The organism is Brevibacterium sanguinis (genome assembly GCF_003315415.1).
In the GTDB taxonomy this organism is placed as follows: Bacteria; Actinomycetota; Actinomycetes; order Actinomycetales; family Brevibacteriaceae; genus Brevibacterium; species Brevibacterium celere_A.
Window position 1 is genome coordinate 290,438 of record NZ_QNSB01000002.1, and the last position, 17,913, is coordinate 308,350.

The 17,913-nt window shown below is 68.8% G+C and carries 12 protein-coding genes; 5 read left to right on the top strand and 7 right to left on the bottom strand.

Annotated features, from left to right (window positions below; translation table 11 throughout):
• The first annotated feature begins 94 nt into the window (after positions 1 to 94).
• Both DFO65_RS03780 and DFO65_RS03785 read left to right on the top strand, forming a co-directional pair.
• Entirely contained in the window at positions 95 to 1,102 is a 1,008-nt protein-coding gene (locus tag DFO65_RS03780) for an ornithine cyclodeaminase family protein (RefSeq protein ID WP_113903088.1), read from the top strand.
• Complete coding sequence (locus DFO65_RS03785; RefSeq protein ID WP_113903089.1) at positions 1,099 to 2,448, top strand: APC family permease; 1,350 nt, start codon at positions 1,099 to 1,101, stop codon at positions 2,446 to 2,448. The genes DFO65_RS03780 and DFO65_RS03785 overlap by 4 nt, the downstream gene beginning before the upstream one ends.
• A gap of 81 nt (positions 2,449 to 2,529) precedes the next feature.
• On the opposite strand, the gene sthA is transcribed toward DFO65_RS03785, so the two are convergent.
• Positions 2,530 to 3,951: a Si-specific NAD(P)(+) transhydrogenase gene (sthA, locus tag DFO65_RS03790; protein ID WP_113903090.1), complete on the bottom strand. Its 1,422-nt coding sequence runs from the start codon at positions 3,949 to 3,951 to the stop codon at positions 2,530 to 2,532.
• 127 nt (positions 3,952 to 4,078) lie between these two features.
• A complete protein-coding gene (locus DFO65_RS03795; RefSeq protein WP_245940472.1) occupies positions 4,079 to 4,660 on the bottom strand; it encodes a hypothetical protein in 582 nt (193 codons plus the stop codon).
• Between the two features lie 826 nt (positions 4,661 to 5,486).
• On the opposite strand from DFO65_RS03795, the gene DFO65_RS03800 reads away from it, so the two are divergent.
• Positions 5,487 to 8,351 (top strand): hypothetical protein, encoded by a 2,865-nt coding sequence (locus DFO65_RS03800; protein ID WP_245940456.1) that lies wholly within the window; start codon positions 5,487 to 5,489, stop codon positions 8,349 to 8,351.
• Between the two features lie 49 nt (positions 8,352 to 8,400).
• Here DFO65_RS03800 and dsdA read toward each other — a convergent pair whose 3' ends face one another.
• Together dsdA and DFO65_RS03810 are read right to left on the bottom strand one after the other, a co-directional pair.
• Positions 8,401 to 9,837: a D-serine ammonia-lyase gene (gene dsdA / locus DFO65_RS03805; protein ID WP_113903092.1), complete on the bottom strand. Its 1,437-nt coding sequence runs from the start codon at positions 9,835 to 9,837 to the stop codon at positions 8,401 to 8,403.
• A 121-nt stretch (positions 9,838 to 9,958) separates the two neighbouring features.
• Positions 9,959 to 10,921 (bottom strand): ABC transporter substrate-binding protein, encoded by a 963-nt coding sequence (locus tag DFO65_RS03810; protein WP_181778607.1) that lies wholly within the window; start codon positions 10,919 to 10,921, stop codon positions 9,959 to 9,961.
• 191 nt (positions 10,922 to 11,112) lie between these two features.
• Here DFO65_RS03810 and DFO65_RS03815 point away from each other — a divergent pair, with 191 nt between their 5' ends.
• Positions 11,113 to 12,114 carry a siderophore-interacting protein gene (locus DFO65_RS03815; protein WP_113903094.1) on the top strand — a complete coding sequence of 334 codons (1,002 nt, stop codon included), beginning with the start codon at positions 11,113 to 11,115 and terminating at the stop codon, positions 12,112 to 12,114.
• A gap of 3 nt (positions 12,115 to 12,117) precedes the next feature.
• Here the strand turns inward: DFO65_RS03815 and DFO65_RS03820 are convergent, their stop codons facing one another.
• From DFO65_RS03820 to DFO65_RS03830, 3 genes are all read right to left on the bottom strand, one after another.
• A complete protein-coding gene (locus DFO65_RS03820) occupies positions 12,118 to 13,506 on the bottom strand; it encodes an FAD-binding oxidoreductase (RefSeq protein ID WP_113903095.1) in 1,389 nt (462 codons plus the stop codon).
• Between the two features lie 37 nt (positions 13,507 to 13,543).
• A complete protein-coding gene (locus DFO65_RS03825) occupies positions 13,544 to 14,908 on the bottom strand; it encodes an MFS transporter (protein WP_113903096.1) in 1,365 nt (454 codons plus the stop codon).
• A gap of 232 nt (positions 14,909 to 15,140) precedes the next feature.
• A complete protein-coding gene (locus DFO65_RS03830; RefSeq protein ID WP_113903097.1) occupies positions 15,141 to 16,571 on the bottom strand; it encodes an MDR family MFS transporter in 1,431 nt (476 codons plus the stop codon).
• Between the two features lie 318 nt (positions 16,572 to 16,889).
• On the opposite strand from DFO65_RS03830, the gene DFO65_RS03835 reads away from it, so the two are divergent.
• Entirely contained in the window at positions 16,890 to 17,900 is a 1,011-nt protein-coding gene (locus DFO65_RS03835) for a DMT family transporter (protein WP_113903098.1), read from the top strand.
• The last annotated feature ends 13 nt before the right edge of the window (positions 17,901 to 17,913 follow it).

Consider the following 17,913-nt stretch of genomic DNA (forward strand, 5'->3'; position numbering starts at 1 on the left):
GCCCGCCGATCGCCTATCGTCAGTTCAAGGCCAGAGCGCGGCGCCAGTCCGCAGCACAGAATCGGCCGAGCCCAGCGACGAAGGAAGTGCCCCGATGGACGATGTGAAGTACCTCGATGCCGAGTCGGTCTTCTCCGCCCTCTCCCCCGCCGAGGCGGTCGACGCACTGACCCGGGTCCTCGCCGCCGGATTCGACCCCGAGGACGACATCCCGCGCACCATCCGCGACGTCTCGGCCGGGAACATGATCATGATGCCCGCCGAGATCGGTGACTGGGTCGGGGTCAAGCTCGTCGGCGTCGCGGTGAGGAATGCCGAGCTCGGCCTGCCCCGGATCCAGGGCCAGTACCTCATGTACGACAGCCGGACGATGACCCTGCGCGCGATCCTCGACGGCACGGCCCTGACCACCCTGCGCACCCCCGCGGTGTCCGTGGCGGCGGTCCGGCCCGCATTCAGCCGCTTCACGGACCCGGTGAGACTCGTCGTCTTCGGGGCGGGACCCCAGGGCATCGGACATGTCGACACTCTCGCCGCCGTCCTCGACGTCGGCCTCGCCGAGGCGACCTTCGTCGTCCGGCACCCCGACCGCGTCGACGCCGTCGTCCGCGAGCGCGGTCGCGTGCTCAGGGCAGGGTCCGCCGAGGTGGACGCCGCCCTGGCCGCCGCCGACATCGTCGTCACCGCCACCACCGCCCGGACGCCCCTGTTCTCGGCAGAGCTCGTCCGGCCGGGCGCGGTGGTCCTCGCGTGCGGGTCCCACGATCCCGACGCCCGCGAGCTGCCCGGTGGTCTCATGCGCTCCGCGACCGTCGTCGTCGAGTCGATGAGCACCGTGCTGCGCGAGGGCGGCGACGTCGTCCTCGCGATCCAGGAAGGTGCACTTGACGCCGAGTCCCTCGTCACGATGAAGCAGTTCACCGCCGCCGAGGCGCCCGCCCCCGAGGATCGGACCGTCGTCTTCAAGGGCTCCGGGATGTCGTGGGAGGACCTGGCCGTGGCGACGACGATCGTCGAGCGGGCCACCGGCGAACACGAGTCGGCCGGCGGCGAACCGGTCAGCGCAGCGACCGAGCGGGCGAGCGCCGGGGAGAGGCCATGAACTCATCGACCCGCGGTGAGCTCCGCCGGACGATCGGTCTGACCGAACTCGTCTTCATCGGGCTCGTCTTCATCGGCCCTGCCGCCGCGGTCGGCGTGTTCGGCACCCTCGACGCCCGCTCCGGCGGGGCCGTCGCCCTCGTCTACGTCATCGCGACGATCGTCATGTCGTTCACCGCGGTGAGCTACATGCGCATGTCGCGGGAGATCCCGCGCGCGGGAACGGTGTTCGCCTACGCCTCGGCGGGGATCGGCCCGCGCACCGGGTTCGTCGCCGGGTGGATGATCCTCCTCGACTACCTCTTCATCCCGTCCGTGGCCTACCTCTTCACCGGGATCGCGCTCAACTCGATCTTCCCCTCGGTGCCCGTCTGGGTGTTCACCGGGGTCGCGGTCGTCGTCACCACGGGGCTCAACCTCGCCGGGGTGAAGGTCGCCTCCCGGGTCATCACCCTCGTCGTCATCCTCGAGGTCCTCGTGCTCGGGCTCGTCCTGGTCCTCGGCATCGGCTATCTCGCCGCCCATGGACCCACCCGCGACTGGCTGTCCCCGCTGACCGGCGTCGACACGTTCTCGATGGCTGCGGTCCTCGGGGCCGTGTCGGTCGCGATCCTCTCCTATCTCGGCTTCGACTCCCTGGCCACCTTCGCCGAGGAGGCCAAGGGCGGACCCCGGATCGTCGGCCGGGCGACGCTCACCTGCCTCATCATCGCCGGGGTCTTCTTCGTCGCCCAGACCTGGGTGGGATCGCTGCTCTCGCCCGTCACTCCCGCCGAGCTGCGTGCGGCCCCGGAGCAGGAGGGAGCCGCCTACTACTCCGCCGTCGACGCGACGCTCGGGACCTGGGTCCATTGGCTGCTCGCGTTCGCGAAGGGCGCGGGGGCGGCGTTCTCCGCGATGATCGGGCAGGCCGCGGGCTCCCGCATCCTCATGGACATGGGCAGGCAGGGCCGCGTGCCGCGATTCCTCGCCGAGGTGTCTCCGCGGTCCGGTGTTCCGTGGAAGGGCGTCCTCGTGGCCGCCGCCGGCAATGTCCTCGTCGCCGGCTGGGCGACCTCTCGGGCGGACGGCCTCGATCAGCTCACCTCGATCGTCGATGTCGGCGCGCTCACCGCATTCGTCTTCGTCCAGGCCTCGGTGGTCGGCTACTTCCTCGTCAAGCGCCTCGGCGGCGAGGATCCCAGCTGGTTCCGGCACGGCCTCATCCCCGTCGTCGGCGGCCTGCTGCTCATCCTCGTACTCGTCAACGCGCGACCCCTGGCGCTCATCATCGGCGCGGCGTGGCTGCTCCTCGGTGTCCTCGTCTACGTCGTCCAGTCCCGCCGCGGCGCCCTCGTCGCCGAGTAGGAGCGCGGACCGACGCCAGGACTCGGGGGCAACCCACCTCGGCGAGGCCGGTCCGATCGAGGTGAGGACTGGCCGCTTCGATCATCCGGCGGCCGGAGCCAGGGTCTGGGCGTCCTCCGCGCCCATGCGGTTCCAGGCGTCGAGGCCGGCGATCTTGTAGGCCTCGGCCAGCGTCGGATAGTTGAAGGTGTTCTCGACGAAGAAGTCGACGGTGCCGCCGAGGTTGATGACTGCCTGGCCGATGTGGATGAGTTCGGTCGCGCCCTCGCCGATGATGTGCGCGCCGAGCAGCCGGCGGGTCTGCCGGTCGAAGACGAGTTTGAGGAAGCCCGCGTCCACGCCCATGATGTGCCCGCGCGAGGTCTCCCGGAACCGCGCGACTCCCACCTCGTAGGGAGTGCCGCTCGAGCGCACCTGCTCCTCGGACTTGCCGACCGTCGAGATCTCGGGCACGGCGTAGATCCCGTAGGGGAAGCTCTCGGGCGGCTTGGGCACGGGAGCGCCGAACGCGTGGCAGGCCGCCACCCGGCCCTGTTCCATCGACGTCGAGGCGAGGCTCGGGAATCCGATGACGTCGCCGGCGGCGTAGATGTTCTCGGCAGTGGTCTGGAAGCTCTCGGGGTCGACCTTGATACGGCCCCGCGAATCGGGTTCGATGCCGACGGCGTCGAGGCCGAGGCCCGTGACGTTGCCGGCACGGCCGGCAGCGTAGAGCACCATCTCGCTGTGGACGATGCGACCGTCGGACAGGGTCACGCGTGTGCCGTCGTCGACCTTCGCGATCTCGGAGACGGAGGCGCCGAGGCGCAGCTGCATCCCACGGTCGCGCATCTGGTGGATGAAGTCGTCGATGATCTCGTGGTCGACGAAGTCGAGGATGTTCTGTCGCGGTTCGACGAGCGTGACGGGGACGTCGAGGGCGGAGAAGATCGTCGCGTACTCGACGCCGATGACCCCTCCGCCGATGACGGTGAGGGTGCGCGGGAGCCGGCTCAGCTCGAGGATCTCATCGCTGTCGAAGACGTGGTCGCGGTCGAAGGGCACGTGGTGCGGACGATGGGGTCGGGTGCCGACGGCGATGAGAGCATGGTCGAACCCGATCTCGGTCACCTCCCCGTGCTCAGCGGTGAGCTGGAGGGCCTCGGTCGACAGGAACCTCGCCGAGGCGCGGATGTGCTTGATCGCATTGCGCATGAATTGGTGCTGGAGGACCTCGACCTCGTGGTCGAGCGTCTTGTGGAGGCGGCGGATGAGGTCGTCGATCCCGATCTCCTCCTTGACCCGGTACCCACGGCCGTAGAATCCACGCTCCCGCCAGCCGGAGAGGTTGAGAACGGTCTCACGCAGCGTCTTCGACGGGATCGTTCCCGTGTGCACCGAGACTCCACCGACCCGGCTGCCACGGTCGACGACGAGCACCCGCTTGCCGAGTTTCGCGGCCTGGACCGCGGCGCGACGGCCCGACGGTCCGCTTCCGATGACGACCATGTCGAAATGCTGCATGACGGCTCCTTTGTCGTATGCACAGCGATGTCGCGGTCAGCTTACCCCGGGGACGAGAAGCCGTCGGTCACCGTCCGGACAACGCGCGTGATCCGCAAAGTGAAGCCCTGCGATCACACTGCAGTGATCAGTCCTGGAGCCGTGTCGTGCCCTCGTATCCTCCCGAGGTGTTCAGCTGCTTCGCATAGCAGTGATCGGGCCCCAGCCCATGAGCCGAGCACCAGGTCAGGGCCTCTTCGGGGTCGTCATAGCCGATGCCCACGATCGTCACCCAGAAGTCGTCCTCCTTGAAGCTGTTGAAGTCCCCGGACCAGACGAGCTGCACGCGCGGATGCTCCTCTCGCAGCTTCTGGTGCTCGGCGAGGATCTCCGCTTCGTTCCACGTCCTGCCCTCGGCCTGAAGACCCAGCTTCTTCGAACTCAGCTGCGGCACCCACTTGCCGTCAAGGTCAGCGATCACCGTCTTCCGGTCCGTTTCGACGAGCTGGTCCAGAGCCTCGGCGGGATCCTCCGGCAGGGCAGGCGCCGTCTCCGTGGGCGTCGGCTGACCGCTCGGGACGGGAGGCGACGATGGCGCACCCGCAGTCTCACCACCAGCAGGTTCGCTCGGGACCGACACCACGTCACCGTCGGTGGATTCTCGGCTGAAGTACTCGGAGGCACCCCAGCCGATCCCGACACCGGCGATGACGATGAACGCCACGACCACGGCGATGAGGCCTCGCCTCCGCCGTGGCGCCACCGGTGCCGTGACCGCACCCGGTACACCGCTGTGGGCGTGCTGGTCCGCGGACGCCCACCCGGTCCCAGCCGCTGGCACGGTCCCAGCTGAGTACGCCGGCTGGGTCGCCGCCACGTTCCCCTCGGCCGGCCGGTGAGGGGCCGGCCATCCCGTCGCCTGCGGCGCTCCGGACGGGAACTGCGGCGGAGTCGAACGAGGTGGACTCGGAGGTGGGGGCGCGACGTAAGGACGCGGCGGGGCGGGGGGCGGGCCCCAACCCGAGTTTCCTTGGGATCCATTCGGCCAATGACCCGCCTGTTCCCTATTGATGTCCCATTCGTTATCGTCCCCGCGGCCAGGTGGGGGAGGATTCTCACTCATCGACGACTCCAGATCGGCTGTGCGGCCAAAAATAACAATAGAGGAACTTCACTTGCCCCCAGAGTTTAATATAGTGTCACCACTACAGTTGACGAGACGATCCGATGATCGGCCGAGAAGTGAATTCCGGCGACATCAGAACATCTCTAGTGCGATTGGTTGAGGAACCGAGATGAGTGACAAGCAGGCCGGCGAGTCCGAAACCCCCGATCCCGCCTCGTCCGCAGGCGATGAGGCTGCCGATCGAGTCGACGGCGATACTGCCGACGGCGATACGGCGGCTCCGCCTCGTCCTTCGTCGTCCCCTGCCCCAGGACCTGAGTCACCAGCGCGACACGATGAGTCCTCTGCGCGGTTCGCCCCTCCCTCCGAGCCCAGCAGCGAGGAATCCGCGGAACCGGGATCCACTCACCCCGAGTCGCCGTATGACCCGATGCATCCGAGTGACGGAACTCCGTCTCCGCCACAGGGCCCGGCGCCCGCGCAGCACGGATCGCCCTACCCGCAGCACGGTTCGCCCTACCCGCCTCAGGCGACGCCGTACCCGCAGCACGTCGACTACCCGCAGGGGCCCAACGGCTCGGCACCCGGTCCTGCGGCCTTCGGTCCACCGCTGCCCCCATCGGGTTCGCAGGTGCCGTCGGCGTTCGTCTCCGCCCTGAGGAAGGGCGCCACCTGGAGAACCGCGCTCATCCCTCCCGGCCTCGCGCTGTTGGCGGGGCTCATCGTGTCCATCATCATCTCGGTTCTCCTGACCTCCTTGGCGGAGTTCGATTCCTTCGCCGCGGACACGGGGATCAGTCTTGATGGACTCAGCTACGCCCTGCCGTTCATCTTCCTCGCCCTCTCACTGTTCGGCTCGGCGGTCTTCCGTTTCGACCTCGCCTCCAGCGGAATCGTCGAAGCCAACGGGAGCGTGGTCCTCCTCGGCGCACCCCTCCTCGTCACCGTCGTCGTCATCGGCGTCCTCTGGTGGTCGACGAAACGCAGCGAACTGCGCGCGCCCGCCCCGAATCGCGCCAGCACCTGGACGCGGATCGCGATCACCGGTCTGGCCGCGACGCTGGTGCTGTTCCTCCTCCAGCTGATCTTCGCCGCACGGTTCTCCGCCCTCGATGGCGAGCAGCTCATCGAACTCGAGTTCTCGGCTGTCACGGCCCGGTCGTTCTTCCTCCCCCTCCTCGCCATCGTCGTCACCAGTGTCGTCGGGCGTGCAGCCGGGCATTTCAAGGGCACCGAGGCGCTTGGTGCGCCGTTCCTCAGACGAGCCGTTCCCCCGCTCCTCGTCACCGCCGTCCATCTCGTGGTGTCGGTGGGACTGCTCTCCATCGTCGCCCTCTTCGTCATCCCCCTCGGTCTCGATCTGCCCTGGCAGCTCATCCCGCTGGCCGTCGTCAACGTCGGTCTCATTCTCTCCCTGCTCGTCCACTTCGGAGGGGTGAGCGCCACGGGTCAGGGTGATCTCGGCTTCGCCTCGGACAGCTTCTCCCAGTCGCTGACCATCTTCAGCAGCGACGCACCCGGTCAGCTGTGGATCGGTGTGCTGGTCGCGGTCCTCGCAGTTCTCGTCGCCGTCTCGGTCTCCACGGTGACCCGCCGTCCCTATTGGACGGTGAGAGGCGAGGACCGGCAACAGTGGTCGTCCGTCTGGCAGGTCCCCGTGGCCTTCTGCGTCATCTGGGGGCTCGTCTCCGTCCTCGCGGTCCCTCTCCGGGCCTCGATGGAAGGCTCGGCGGAGGCAGCCATGCTCCTCGGCGGGTCAGGAGCGGCGCGATTCGGCATCGGTCCGCTGGCCTGGTCGTTCCTCATCCTGGCCCTCTGGGGCGCGCTCATCGAAATCCTGTCCCGAACCATCGGCGCACGCTTGGTCCTCACCGTGCCCGCGATCGCGAAGTTCGCCGCCGGCCGGGCGATTCATCCGTACTGGGGCCAGACCCTGGGGATGAGCGAGCCCCGGTTCGCTCTCATCCATGCGGACGCGCTCGCCGAGGCGACGGCTGTCGCGCCACCACCGCCCCCGACTGCCGCACCGACCGATGGCTCGACTGCTCCGCATGCCGGAGCGGCACCCGTTGCCGGATACGCCGCACAGCCCGGGGCCGCCGCGCACTCCGGGATCACCGGAGCCGCAGAGCACCCTCTGACTGCCGGCGGCCGGCCGGAGTTCCCCGGCGCGACGCCCTACGTGCAGCAGCACTCGGCGAGCGTCGCAGCGGCGACCGCCCCGCCCCCTGCGAAGCCCTTCGACAAGCGGAAGGCGACCATCGTGGGCGTGGCCGCCGGATCGATCGCGGTCCTCATCGTCGCGGCCCTCATCGTCGTCAACCAGGTCAACGCACGTGCGTTCAGCCCCGAGGCCGCCGTCGAGAAGTACTTCTCCGAGCTCGCCGACGGTGACGCCGAAGGAGCACTGGAGATGGCAGACGTCGATGTGGCCGCAGAGCAGCGCCAGCTGCTCACCAATGACGTCCTCAGCGCCTCGAAGGCGCTGCCCCAGAACGTCAGCGTCGAGGACGCCGAGATCAGCGGCGACGTCGCCACCGTGTCCGCGACATACGACATCGGTGGAAGCAAGGGCACGAGCACCTTCACCCTGCACAAGGCCGGGAGAACCGCCGTCGTCTTCGATGAATGGAAGCTCCAGGCGCCAGAACTCGCCCATCTCAGCGTCGAGACACCTGGACTGAGCACGGTCAAGGTCAACGGCGTTCCCGTCGACACCGACGGCTCGGCGCTCAGCCTTCCGGCGTTCCCGGGGCTCTACACGGTCGGTCTGGCCGAAGAATCCGAGCTGGTCACCGCTGACGCCGTCGAGACCCGCACGTTCTTCGCCGACAGCGCCGATGTCGAGGGCACCGAGACCCCACCGCTCTCGGCTCAGCCGACGGACGCCTTCCGCGCCGAGGTGGACAAGCAGGTCAAGACTCTCATCGACAGCTGCGCCGACAAGACCGTCGCGCAGCCGGACGGCTGCCCTTTCGGATCGTCCCTGGCCGAGAGCTATGAGGCCGAGAACATCAAGTGGTCGATCTCCTCGTATCCCACGATCACCGTGGCCGACTCATCCTCAGCAGACATGTACTTCGATTCCGGTTCGCCCACGGGTCCCAATGGCGGTCCGGCCTGGTCGATCACCTCGGAGACGAGCGGCGAGGCGTTCATCACCGGCGACTACGAGATGTTCGGCGATGAGCGAGAGACCTTCGATGACACGGTGACGTTCTCGATCGACGGCACCGCGGAGGTCGTCGACGGCAAGGTCGTCGTGAGCATCGCCGCGGATCCGTACGGATTCTGAGACCCGCGGATTCCGTGCCTCTCCCTTCCCGGCGTTCCCTTGGCCCGGATCAGTCGATGAAGCTCACCGGTGCTGGGTCCTCGTCTCCGATGAGGGACATGAGGCGGACGCCTTCGGTGACGTAGCGGCGGCGCTCCTCGACCGGGACCATGGCGCCGCCGGTGAGCCAGACGAGGTGGTTCGTCGAGCCGTCGAGCGGCCATGGCACCCCTGCTGCGGAGGGCCCGCTCACCTCGGCGGCGCCGTCGGCTTCGTCCCGGACGCCTGTCTCGTCACGGACGCTCGCCTCGGCGATCACCGCACGCCACGGGACCGTGAGCCCCGCGGCCGCAGACGGCTCGACCTCGAGACCCTCGCACTCGGCCAGGACGCCCACGCCCGCTCGGATGATGTCGTCGCTCACGGTCGCGAAGGCCGAGATCAGCGGGTCGACGACGGGACCGACGAAGCGGGAGGGACGGGCGACGGCGAGCCCGTCGGCAGCCGTCTGCCCGCTCAGCCCGATGTCCTGGACGGCGATGTCGTGGTGCCGGCCGGTCCGCACTCCGAGGACCATCGCCGGAACCGCTGTCGGCTCGACGAACACGCAGTGCACGGCGTCGCCGAAGACCCGTTTGAGGCCGTAGGTCACGCCACCGGGGCTGCCGCCGATCCCGCAGGGGAGGTAGACGACGAGCTGATGGTCGGCGTCGACGGGCTCGCCCCGCTCCGCGAACTGCTCCTTGAGCCTCAGTGCTGCGACGGAATAACCGGCGAACAGGCTCACGGAGTCCTCGTCGTCGACGAAGTGGGTGCGCGGGACTCCCTCCGCCGAGGCGCGACCGGCCTCGACCGCGGCGGCGAAATCGCCCTCGTACTCGATGACCTCGACGCCGTGGCTGCGCAGCTTCTCCTTCTTCCACTCCCGCGCGTCGGCGGACATGTGCACGGTGGCGGCGAATCCGAGGGCGGCGCTGAGGATGCCGATCGACAGACCGAGGTTTCCGGTCGAGCCGACGACGATGTGGTGCGCCGCCGCCCGCTCCCGGAACTCGTCACTGGCGTACGTCGCCGGGTCGTGGGCGTCCATTCCGCCCTCGACCGCCACCGCCTCGGCGTACTCGAGGACCTCATGGAAGCCGCCGCGAGCCTTGATCGACCCGCTGACGGGCAGTGCGTCATCGCGTTTGAGCCACAGCTGCCCGGGAAGCTCGACGCCGAGGCGGTCGTCGATCTCCCGTCGGGCGGCATCGGCTGCGACGAGGGGCGATTCGAGGATGCCCTGCGCCTCGGCGGTCTCCGGGAACGCCGAGGCAAACCACGGGGCGAAGCGCTCGAAGCGCGCGGCGGCCTCGCCCATCAGGCTCTCGTCGACGGCGATGTCGCGCATCACCTCCGCGGTGCGGGGACGGCCCGGGCGGAACCAGGTGATCGGCACCCCCTTCGCGAGGGCGGCGATCACCTCGTCGTCGGTGTCGACTGTGACGTGCTGTTCGTCTGCGCTCATCGTCTCGGCCTCTCCACGATCGGGTCTCGTCGCTGCGGGAGTCGCTCGGTCCCACCCTATTCGCCGACCGGTCCTGGCGAGAAGGGGCAGGGACATCCGGAGTCGGCGGCGGGAAGCGCGCTCAGGTCGTGACGTCCTGCGCGGATTCGAGCACTCCGGTGATCTCGTCGATCCAGGCCGCGTAGCCATCGTAGGTGTAGGCGCGCTTGTCGTCCCAGGTTCCCAGCTGCCCGGCCTTGACTGCGGGAAGGCGGGTGTAGACGGGGTTGTCCTCGTACTCGGTGGAGAAGTCGTGGACGAGCAGGACGTCGGAGGGGTACTCGCCGATCTTCTCCCAGGACACCTCCGCCCAGGCCGACTCCCCCACGGGATCCGGTCCGACGAGGGTGAGACCGTCCTCGGTGAGCATCTGGGCAATGCCGAGCGATTTCGCGGTGTAGTTGATCTCGGGGCTGAAGTTCGCGAGCAGCACGGTGAGGCCGTCCTGCTTCTTGGCGACCTCCCGCAGCCGCTGCCGGGCCGCTTCGTAGTCCTCGCGCAGACCACTGATCGTGCCCGATTCGGTGTCCCTTCCCAACGCCGAGGCGACCGCGGCGTACTGCTCGAACATGACGTCCGGTGTCCCCCCGTCGAGCTTCACCGGGACGAAGGGAGCCAGTTCGGACACCTGGGAGGTCACCTTCTCCTCCCACCACGTCCATCCGTCGCCCTTCTCATTGCCGTAGGCGATGATGAGGTCGGGCGCCGAGGCGGCGAGGGCCTCGAGGTCGATCTCCGCGTCCTCACCGACGATCTCGACGCCCGTGAGGTCGAAGGACTGGCCGGGCGAGTCGTCCTTGCCGTATCCGAACACCGCCACGGGAGCGATCCCGTACGGGGCGAGTGCGGCTGCGGAGTAGAAGTCCATCGCGATGCGCTCGACGGGCGAGTCCGTGGAGATCGTCAGGCCGTCATAGCCGGCCGGCGAGTAAGTGAAGCCGGCCGCGGTCGATGTCGCAGGCGCGCTCTCTCCGCTGGTGGACGAGCATGCGGCGAGGGCGAGCGGGGTGAGCAGGGACAGGGTGAGCATCTGGCGACGATGCATGGGCGCCTCCGGGTCGGGTCGAGGGAATGCGTGCCTCCGGTGAGGAGTATCGCGACGTTGGTCCGCGCGCACCGACGACATCGGTCGCACACGGATCGGAATCAATGTACCATCGGTTTGGAAAGGCTCACCTAACCTCACCCGGGTGCCCCTCATCCGGTTCCCCGTCTGCCAGACTCCAAGGAGCACCAGTGTCACGAGCACCGATCATCGCCTTCGAGGCCACCGTCGTCGCCGTCGAGGATCTCAGCCCGGCGTTCCGCCGCATCACCCTCGGCGGTCCCGGCCTGGCCGACTTCGGTGTCCCCGGGCACCCTCGTGACCTGCGGTTCAAGCTCGTCATCCCTCCTGCCGGGGCCCCGGAACCGGCGTTCGACCTGCTCGAGTTCCTCTCCTCGCAGGACGGCTCGGGGCTGTCGTGGTACCAGTCCTGGCTGCAGCTCGACCCCCAGGTGCGCGGAAGCATGCGCACCTACACCGTTCGTGAGTGGCGGGACGAGGACCGCGAGCTCGTCGTCGACATGGTCCTCCACACCGACGCCGAGGGTCATTCGGGTCCGGCGGCGAGCTGGGCCCAGTCGGCCGAGGTCGGGCACCGCCTCCACCTCATCGGACCGACGCGCTACGCCGAGACGTACTCCGGACTCGAGTTCGAGCCGGGCGGGGCCCGCCAGATCCTCCTCGCCGGGGACGAGACCGCGGTGCCGGCGATCGCCTCGATCCTCGACTTCCTCCGCGGCTCCGGCGTTGCCGGTCGGGCGATCCTCGAGGTCCCGACCACCGCCGACTTCCTCGAGATCGAGGCTCCCGACGGATTCGAGGTCCAGTGGCTGGCCCGCGGATCGGCCGTCCACGGCGAGCTCCTCGAACCCGCCGTGCGCGAGGCCGTCCGGGCGGAGTCCCCGGCCCTCGCCGAGGTGGGTGCCACGGCGTCCGGCGGCGGCGCGCTCGTCGAGCTCGAGGACGTCGACATCGACTCCGAGATCCTCTGGGACGTGCCCGCGGCGCTGACGACGGCGGCCCAGGGCAGCTCGAGCGACAGTGCGGAGGGTGCGCGTCCGTTCTATGCGTGGATCGCGGGAGAGGCCGGACCGGTCAAGCGCCTGCGCCGTTACCTCGTCCAGGAGGTCGGCGTCGACCGCAAGCAGATCGCCTTCATGGGCTACTGGCGCGCCGGTCGCGCGGAATCCTGAGCTCTACAGGGCGCCGAACATCTTCCCCGGGTTGAGGATGCCCAGGGGGTCGAGGGCGGCCTTGACTGCGAGCTGCATCCGCTGCCCTCCTTCGTCGAGCTCGCTCGACAGCCAGTCGCGCTTGAGGTAGCCGACCCCGTGCTCGCCGGTGATCGTGCCCCCGAGTTCGAGTCCGATGCGCATGATCTCCCCGAAGACCTCCTGGGCCCTCGCCGTCTCCTCGGCGTCCGCGGCGTCGAAGAACACCGACGGGTGGGTGTTGCCGTCCCCGGCATGGGCGACCAGGGCGATCGTCAGCCCCGACCGGGACCGCAGCTCGCCGAGGCGATCGCAGAATTCGGGCATCGCCATCCGCGGCAGGCACACGTCGTCGAGGAGCTGCCCGCCGCCGTGGGCGTGGGCGAATTTCTCGTAGGCCGGCTGGATCATCCGCCTCGCCGCGACGAGCGCCGCACTGTCGGCGGGGTCATCGGAGTACGCGACGTCGAGGGCTCCGCAGGCCTGGGCCACCTCGGCGAAGACCGCCATCGCCGCTTCCGAGTCGGTCGGATTCTCATCGATCTGCATGATGAGCATCGACCCGGCGTCCTCGTCGAGGCCGAAGTCGCCGAAGGCGTTGAGCATGCTCAGGCTGGTCGCGTCGAGGAACTCGAGGAGGCTGGGCACCCCGCCGGCGGCCATGAAGTCGGCGACGGTCTGCAGACCGGTGCGCTCGTCGGGGAATGTCGCGACGGCGGTGACCGGTTCCGGCAGGGCCGGGATGAGGCGCAGCGTCGCCTCGACGATGACGCCCAGCGTCCCCTCCGATCCGATGAACAGGTGCCGCAGGTCGAGGCCGGCCACTCCTTTCGCGGTGCGCGGACCGAGGGTCGTCAGCGTGCCGTCGGCGAGCACGACCGTGAGGCTGCGAACGTAATCCCTGGTCACGCCGTACTTCACGCAGCACAGTCCGCCCGCGTTCGTGGCGATGTTGCCGCCGATCGAGGACAGCGCCACCGAGCCGGGATCGGGCGGGTAGGACAGTCCGTAGGGGGCAAGGTGGTCCTTGAGGTCCTGGTTGATGATCCCCGGCTGGACGGTGACGAGCCGCTCCGCCTCGTCGACGGCCACGACCTCGTTCATCCGGGAGACGTTGAGCAGGATCGCGCCCGGGGATCCGTTGGCCCCGCCGGAGATCCCGGACCGGGCGCCCTGCGGGACCACGGGCACCCGGTTGGCGGTGGCGTATCGCATGACCTCCTGGACATCGCTCGCCGAGGCGGCTCTGACGAGGGCGATCGCCCCCTCGTGCGGGCAGAACAGCGCCTCGTCCCGGGCGTGGGCGGCGATGATGTCAGGATCGGTGGTGAGCGCACCCGCGCTCAGTCTGGCCGCCAGCTGCTCGATGGTCATGGGACTCCCCTGTCGCGCTTCTCGTTGTCCCCCGACCCTATCGGTCGGTCGCCGCGTCGACGTGATCGGGTGCCGGTGCGCCCTTGAGGATGAGGGTGACGATGCCAGCGGCGACCATCGTGGCTCCGACGACCCACATGCCGGCGTTCTGAGTGCCGGTGAGTTCGGCCAGCCAGCCGGTGATGTAGGGGGCGAAGAACCCGGCCGAGTTGCCGAGGGAGTTGATCAGCGCCAGCCCCGCGGCCGCCCCCGCGCCGGCGAGGAAGGTCTGTGGCAGCGGCCAGAACGTCGGCAGCGCCGCACAGATCGCCATGCACGTGATCGTCACCGCGATCATCGTCGTGAACGGCGAGTTGAGGTAGAGGGCGATCGGGATGGACACTCCGCCGACGAACAGCGGGAGGGCGACGTGCCAGACGCGTTCGTTCGTCCGGTCCCCGTGCCGTGACCAGAAGTACATCGTCGCGGCACCGAACACCCAGGGGATGGCGGTGATGAGTCCGACCTGGACGATCGAGAACTCGGTGCCGAAGGACTCCTTGAATCCCGCGATGATGGTGGGAAGGAAGAAGCTCAGGGCGTAGAGCCCGTAGACCATTCCGAAGTAGACGAACGACAGCGCGAGGACCCGCGGCTGCAGCAGGGCGCGGCGGATCGGGTAGTGGAACGTCTCCGACTTCCTCGACTCCTCGGCGTCCATCCGATTCTGCAGCCACTCCCGCTCCTCCGGGTCGAGCCACTTCGCGTCGCGCGGCCGGTCGGTGAGGAAGAAGAGGCAGATGATGCCGAGCACCACGGCGGGCAGGCCCTCGACGAGGAACATGAACCGCCAGCCGGAGAAGTTCTCGAACATCTCGTTGCCACCGGCGATGATCCACGACGACAGCGGGGTCCCGATGACGCTCGACATGGGGATGGCGAGCATGAACAGCGCCGTCGCCCGGGCCCGCGTGCTCGACGGGAACCAGTACGTGAGGTAGAGGATGATGCCCGGGAAGAATCCCGCCTCGGCGACGCCGAGGAGGAACCGCAGCACATAGAGCCAGCCGGCGTTGGGGACGAACGCCATGAGGGCGGCGACGAGTCCCCAGCTGACGAGGATGCGGGCGAGCCACTTCCGCGCGCCGAACCGGTGGAGGGCGAGGTTCGAGGGGACCTCGAGCAGCAGATAGCCGAAGAAGAACACCCCGGCCGCGAATCCGAACTGGGTGGCGCTGAGCCCCAGCTCCTCATTCATCCCTCCGGGGCCCGCGATTCCGAGATTCGTGCGGTCGAGGTAGTTGATGAAGTACATCACGATGATGAACGGGATGAGCCGGAGCGTGACCTTCTTCAGCGTCCGCTTCTCCAGTGCGGCATCAGGGGTCTGTCCCGGTGCTGACGGATTCGCCTCAGATGACATGAGATCTCCCTCGATCTGGGCCGGACCAGGGATGATGCCCGGCGCGCTACGGATCAACAGTACGCCGGGCCCTCGTCTGCGACCAGGACCGGGAGGGAAATTTCCGATAGTCGGGACTTGGCCCTGCGCCTCGGGGAGGTGCGCTGCGCCGCGGGACCGTGCCCGTGCACCGTCCGGACCGTCGGGTCCGGTCAGCCGCTCGACGGCAGCCGACCGGACCCGACGCTGTCGATCATTCGGCGCTCAGGGACACGTCCTCGGGCTGCCGGGCCTCGAGATCCTCGGGCTTGCGGATGAAGAACGCGAGGACCACGGGCACGAGGGCGATGAACCCGGCGAGGAGGAACGCCGACTGCGCGCCGGGGGCACCCGCCTCGGCGACGCTGCGTCCCGCCCCCTGCCCCGCGTGAAGTGCCGAGGAGTAGATCGAGATGAGCAGGGCGGTGCCCGCGGCCCCCGCCACCTGCTGCAGAGTGTTGAGCGCCGCCGAACCGTGCGAGTAGAGCGAGCGGTCCAGGGAGCCCAGCGACGCGGAGAACAGCGGCGTGAATGAGGCGGCCAGGCCCAGGGACATGACGGTCTGGATGCAGACGAACACCCATACCGGCGTGCCGATGCCCACTGCCGAGTAGGCGAACATCGCCGCGGCGATCATCGTCGCACCGGGCAGCAGGAGCACGCGAGGTCCGCTCGCGTCATAGATGCGGCCCATCACCGGGCCGAGGAGACCCATGAGGATCGATCCCGGCAGCAGGACGAGCCCGGACTGGGTGGCGCCCAGGCCGATGACGTTCTGCAGGTAGAGCGGCAGCAGGGAGAAAGTGCCGAACATCGACAGCGCCACGACGGCCATGATGATGACCGAGAGCACGTAGTTGCGCGAGGTGAAGACCCGCAGGTCGAGCAGAGCGGCGCTGTTCCGGATGAGGAACAGCTGACGCCAGACGAAGAGCCCGAGGAAGACGACGCCGACGGCGATCGCACCCCAGGCGAGCCCGGTCGTCGACGAACCGCCCTCGCCGCCGTGGCCGCCGAACTGGCTGAGCCCGAAGACGATGCCGCCGAAGGCGAGCGCCGAGACGACGATCGAGAGGACGTCGATGGGGGCATGCGTCGTCTCGCCGAGGTTGGTCATCCACTTCGCGCCGAGAGCGAGGGCCACGAGTGCGACCGGCAGGACGATGGCGAAGAGCCACCGCCAGCCGAGGGAGTCGAGGACGATGCCCGACATCGTGGGGCCGATGGCCGGGGCGAGGGAGATGACGAGTCCGACGCGTCCCATCATCCGACCGCGCGAATGCGCAGGGACTACGTTCATCATCGTCGTCATCAGCAGCGGCATCATGATCCCGGTGCCCGAGGCCTGCACGACGCGGCCGACGAGCAGTGCCGGGAAGCCGGGGGCCACGAGGCAGATGAGCGTGCCCGCGGAGAAGAGGACCATCGCGGCGACGAACACCTGACGGGTCGTGAAGCGCTGGATGAGGAAGCCCGTCGTGGGGATCACGACCGCCATCGTCAGCATGAAGGCACTCGTCAGCCACTGTCCGAGCTCGGGTGGGATGCCGAGCGTCGCGTTGAGCTCCGGGATCGCGATCGCCATCGTGGTCTCGTTGAGGATCGCGACGAAGGCGGCGACGAGCAGCAGCCAGATGACGCGCATCCCGGCCGGGTCGATGGTCTCGGTCCGCGCTGCGGCCGACGGTGCTGTCGAGGGTGAGCTGTCTCTGGACACAGGGGAGCTCCGATCACATGATTGAGTCGAGGACTCCGCGCCCGGACGCCTGTGGGCCGTCCGATGGAGTCTTCCGCCGAGGGGGAATGTGCGGACACAGCAGAGAACCGCCACTGCTGCGGACTTATTCCCGAATTGCGCAGTGATCCTCGACACCGCTGGTCAGGGGCTGCGGTCGTCCGTGCTCCGCGATCTCGGCGACGGTCGGGGCGGCCATGTCGGGCCCGAGCGGGATATCGTCGGAGCATGGCCTTCCGTGACAGCGTCGGTGGGACTCCGGGGTCCTCCGGCGATCGGGTCTCCCATGCCGGAGCCCGCACGCCGCCGAGCCCTGCGCGCATTCGCCTCGTCGCCTCGGTGGCGGTGCTCACCGGGGCGCTGTCCCTGTCGATCTCCGCGGTGCTCATCAAGCTCGCCGGGGTCGATGCCCCGACGACCGCGCTGCTGCGCTGCGCCATCGCACTCCTCGTGCTCGTCCCCATGGCCCTGCTCGAGGCGCGGCGGCGCGGGCGGCTGTCCATGCGGGGGATCCTGTGGTCCCTGGCCGCGGGACTCGCCCTCGGCATCGACTACTCGGCGTGGACGGCGGCGATCTACCAGGTGGGCGCCGGCATCAGCACCGTGCTCGTCAACGTCCAGGTGGTCGTCCTCCCCCTGCTCGCGCTCCTCATCGACAGGGAGCGGATCGCTGTCCGCTTCGTCATCGCCCTGCCGGTCATGCTCGTGGGACTCAGCCTCGTCGGCGGACTCTGGGAGGTCGACACTCTGGGGCCCTCCGCGGTCACCGGCACCCTGCTGACGATGCTGGCCGGAGTCGGCTACGGCGTGTACATGTTCCTCACCCGCCGGGGAACCCGGCGGGAACCTCGGCTCATCGATCAGCCGCTGATGTGGGCGACCGCCTCGGCGACGGTGACGACGACCGTGGCCGCCCCGTTCACCGGCGGCCTCCACCTGACCGGGATCAGCGCGCGGTCCTGGGTGCTGCTCGCGGTGCTGGCGGTCCTCGGCCAGGTCGTGGCGTGGGTCTTCATCAATCGCGGCAGCGCCGTCCTCGAACCGGCGGCGACCGGCGCGCTCCTCCTTCTGCAGCCGATCCTCGCGCTCGGGTTCGCGGCCCTCATCCTCGCCGAGCATCCGACGAGGCTGCAGCTCATCGGCGCGGTCCTCGTCGTCATCGCCGTGGCGGTGGCCAATGGTGTGGTGAGCTGGGTCCTGCGGGATCGACGCCGCCGAGGTCGCCGGTCGGCGACCTGAAGCTGCCCGACCT

Excerpts from the sequence above, each read along its gene's own strand:
- DFO65_RS03780 (WP_113903088.1), top strand. The coding sequence starts at position 95 with ATGGACGATGTGAAGTACCTCGATGCCGAGTCGGTCTTCTCCGCCCTC.
- DFO65_RS03785 (WP_113903089.1), top strand. The coding sequence starts at position 1,099 with ATGAACTCATCGACCCGCGGTGAGCTCCGCCGGACGATCGGTCTGACC.
- sthA (WP_113903090.1), bottom strand. The coding sequence starts at position 3,951 with ATGCAGCATTTCGACATGGTCGTCATCGGAAGCGGACCGTCGGGCCGT.
- DFO65_RS03800 (WP_245940456.1), top strand. The coding sequence starts at position 5,487 with ATGCATCCGAGTGACGGAACTCCGTCTCCGCCACAGGGCCCGGCGCCC.
- dsdA (WP_113903092.1), bottom strand. The coding sequence starts at position 9,837 with ATGAGCGCAGACGAACAGCACGTCACAGTCGACACCGACGACGAGGTG.
- DFO65_RS03810 (WP_181778607.1), bottom strand. The coding sequence starts at position 10,921 with ATGCATCGTCGCCAGATGCTCACCCTGTCCCTGCTCACCCCGCTCGCC.
- DFO65_RS03820 (WP_113903095.1), bottom strand. The coding sequence starts at position 13,506 with ATGACCATCGAGCAGCTGGCGGCCAGACTGAGCGCGGGTGCGCTCACC.
- DFO65_RS03825 (WP_113903096.1), bottom strand. The coding sequence starts at position 14,908 with ATGTCATCTGAGGCGAATCCGTCAGCACCGGGACAGACCCCTGATGCC.
- DFO65_RS03830 (WP_113903097.1), bottom strand. The coding sequence starts at position 16,571 with ATGCGCGTCATCTGGCTGCTGCTCGTCGCCGCCTTCGTCGCGATCCTC.
- DFO65_RS03835 (WP_113903098.1), top strand. The coding sequence starts at position 16,890 with ATGGCCTTCCGTGACAGCGTCGGTGGGACTCCGGGGTCCTCCGGCGAT.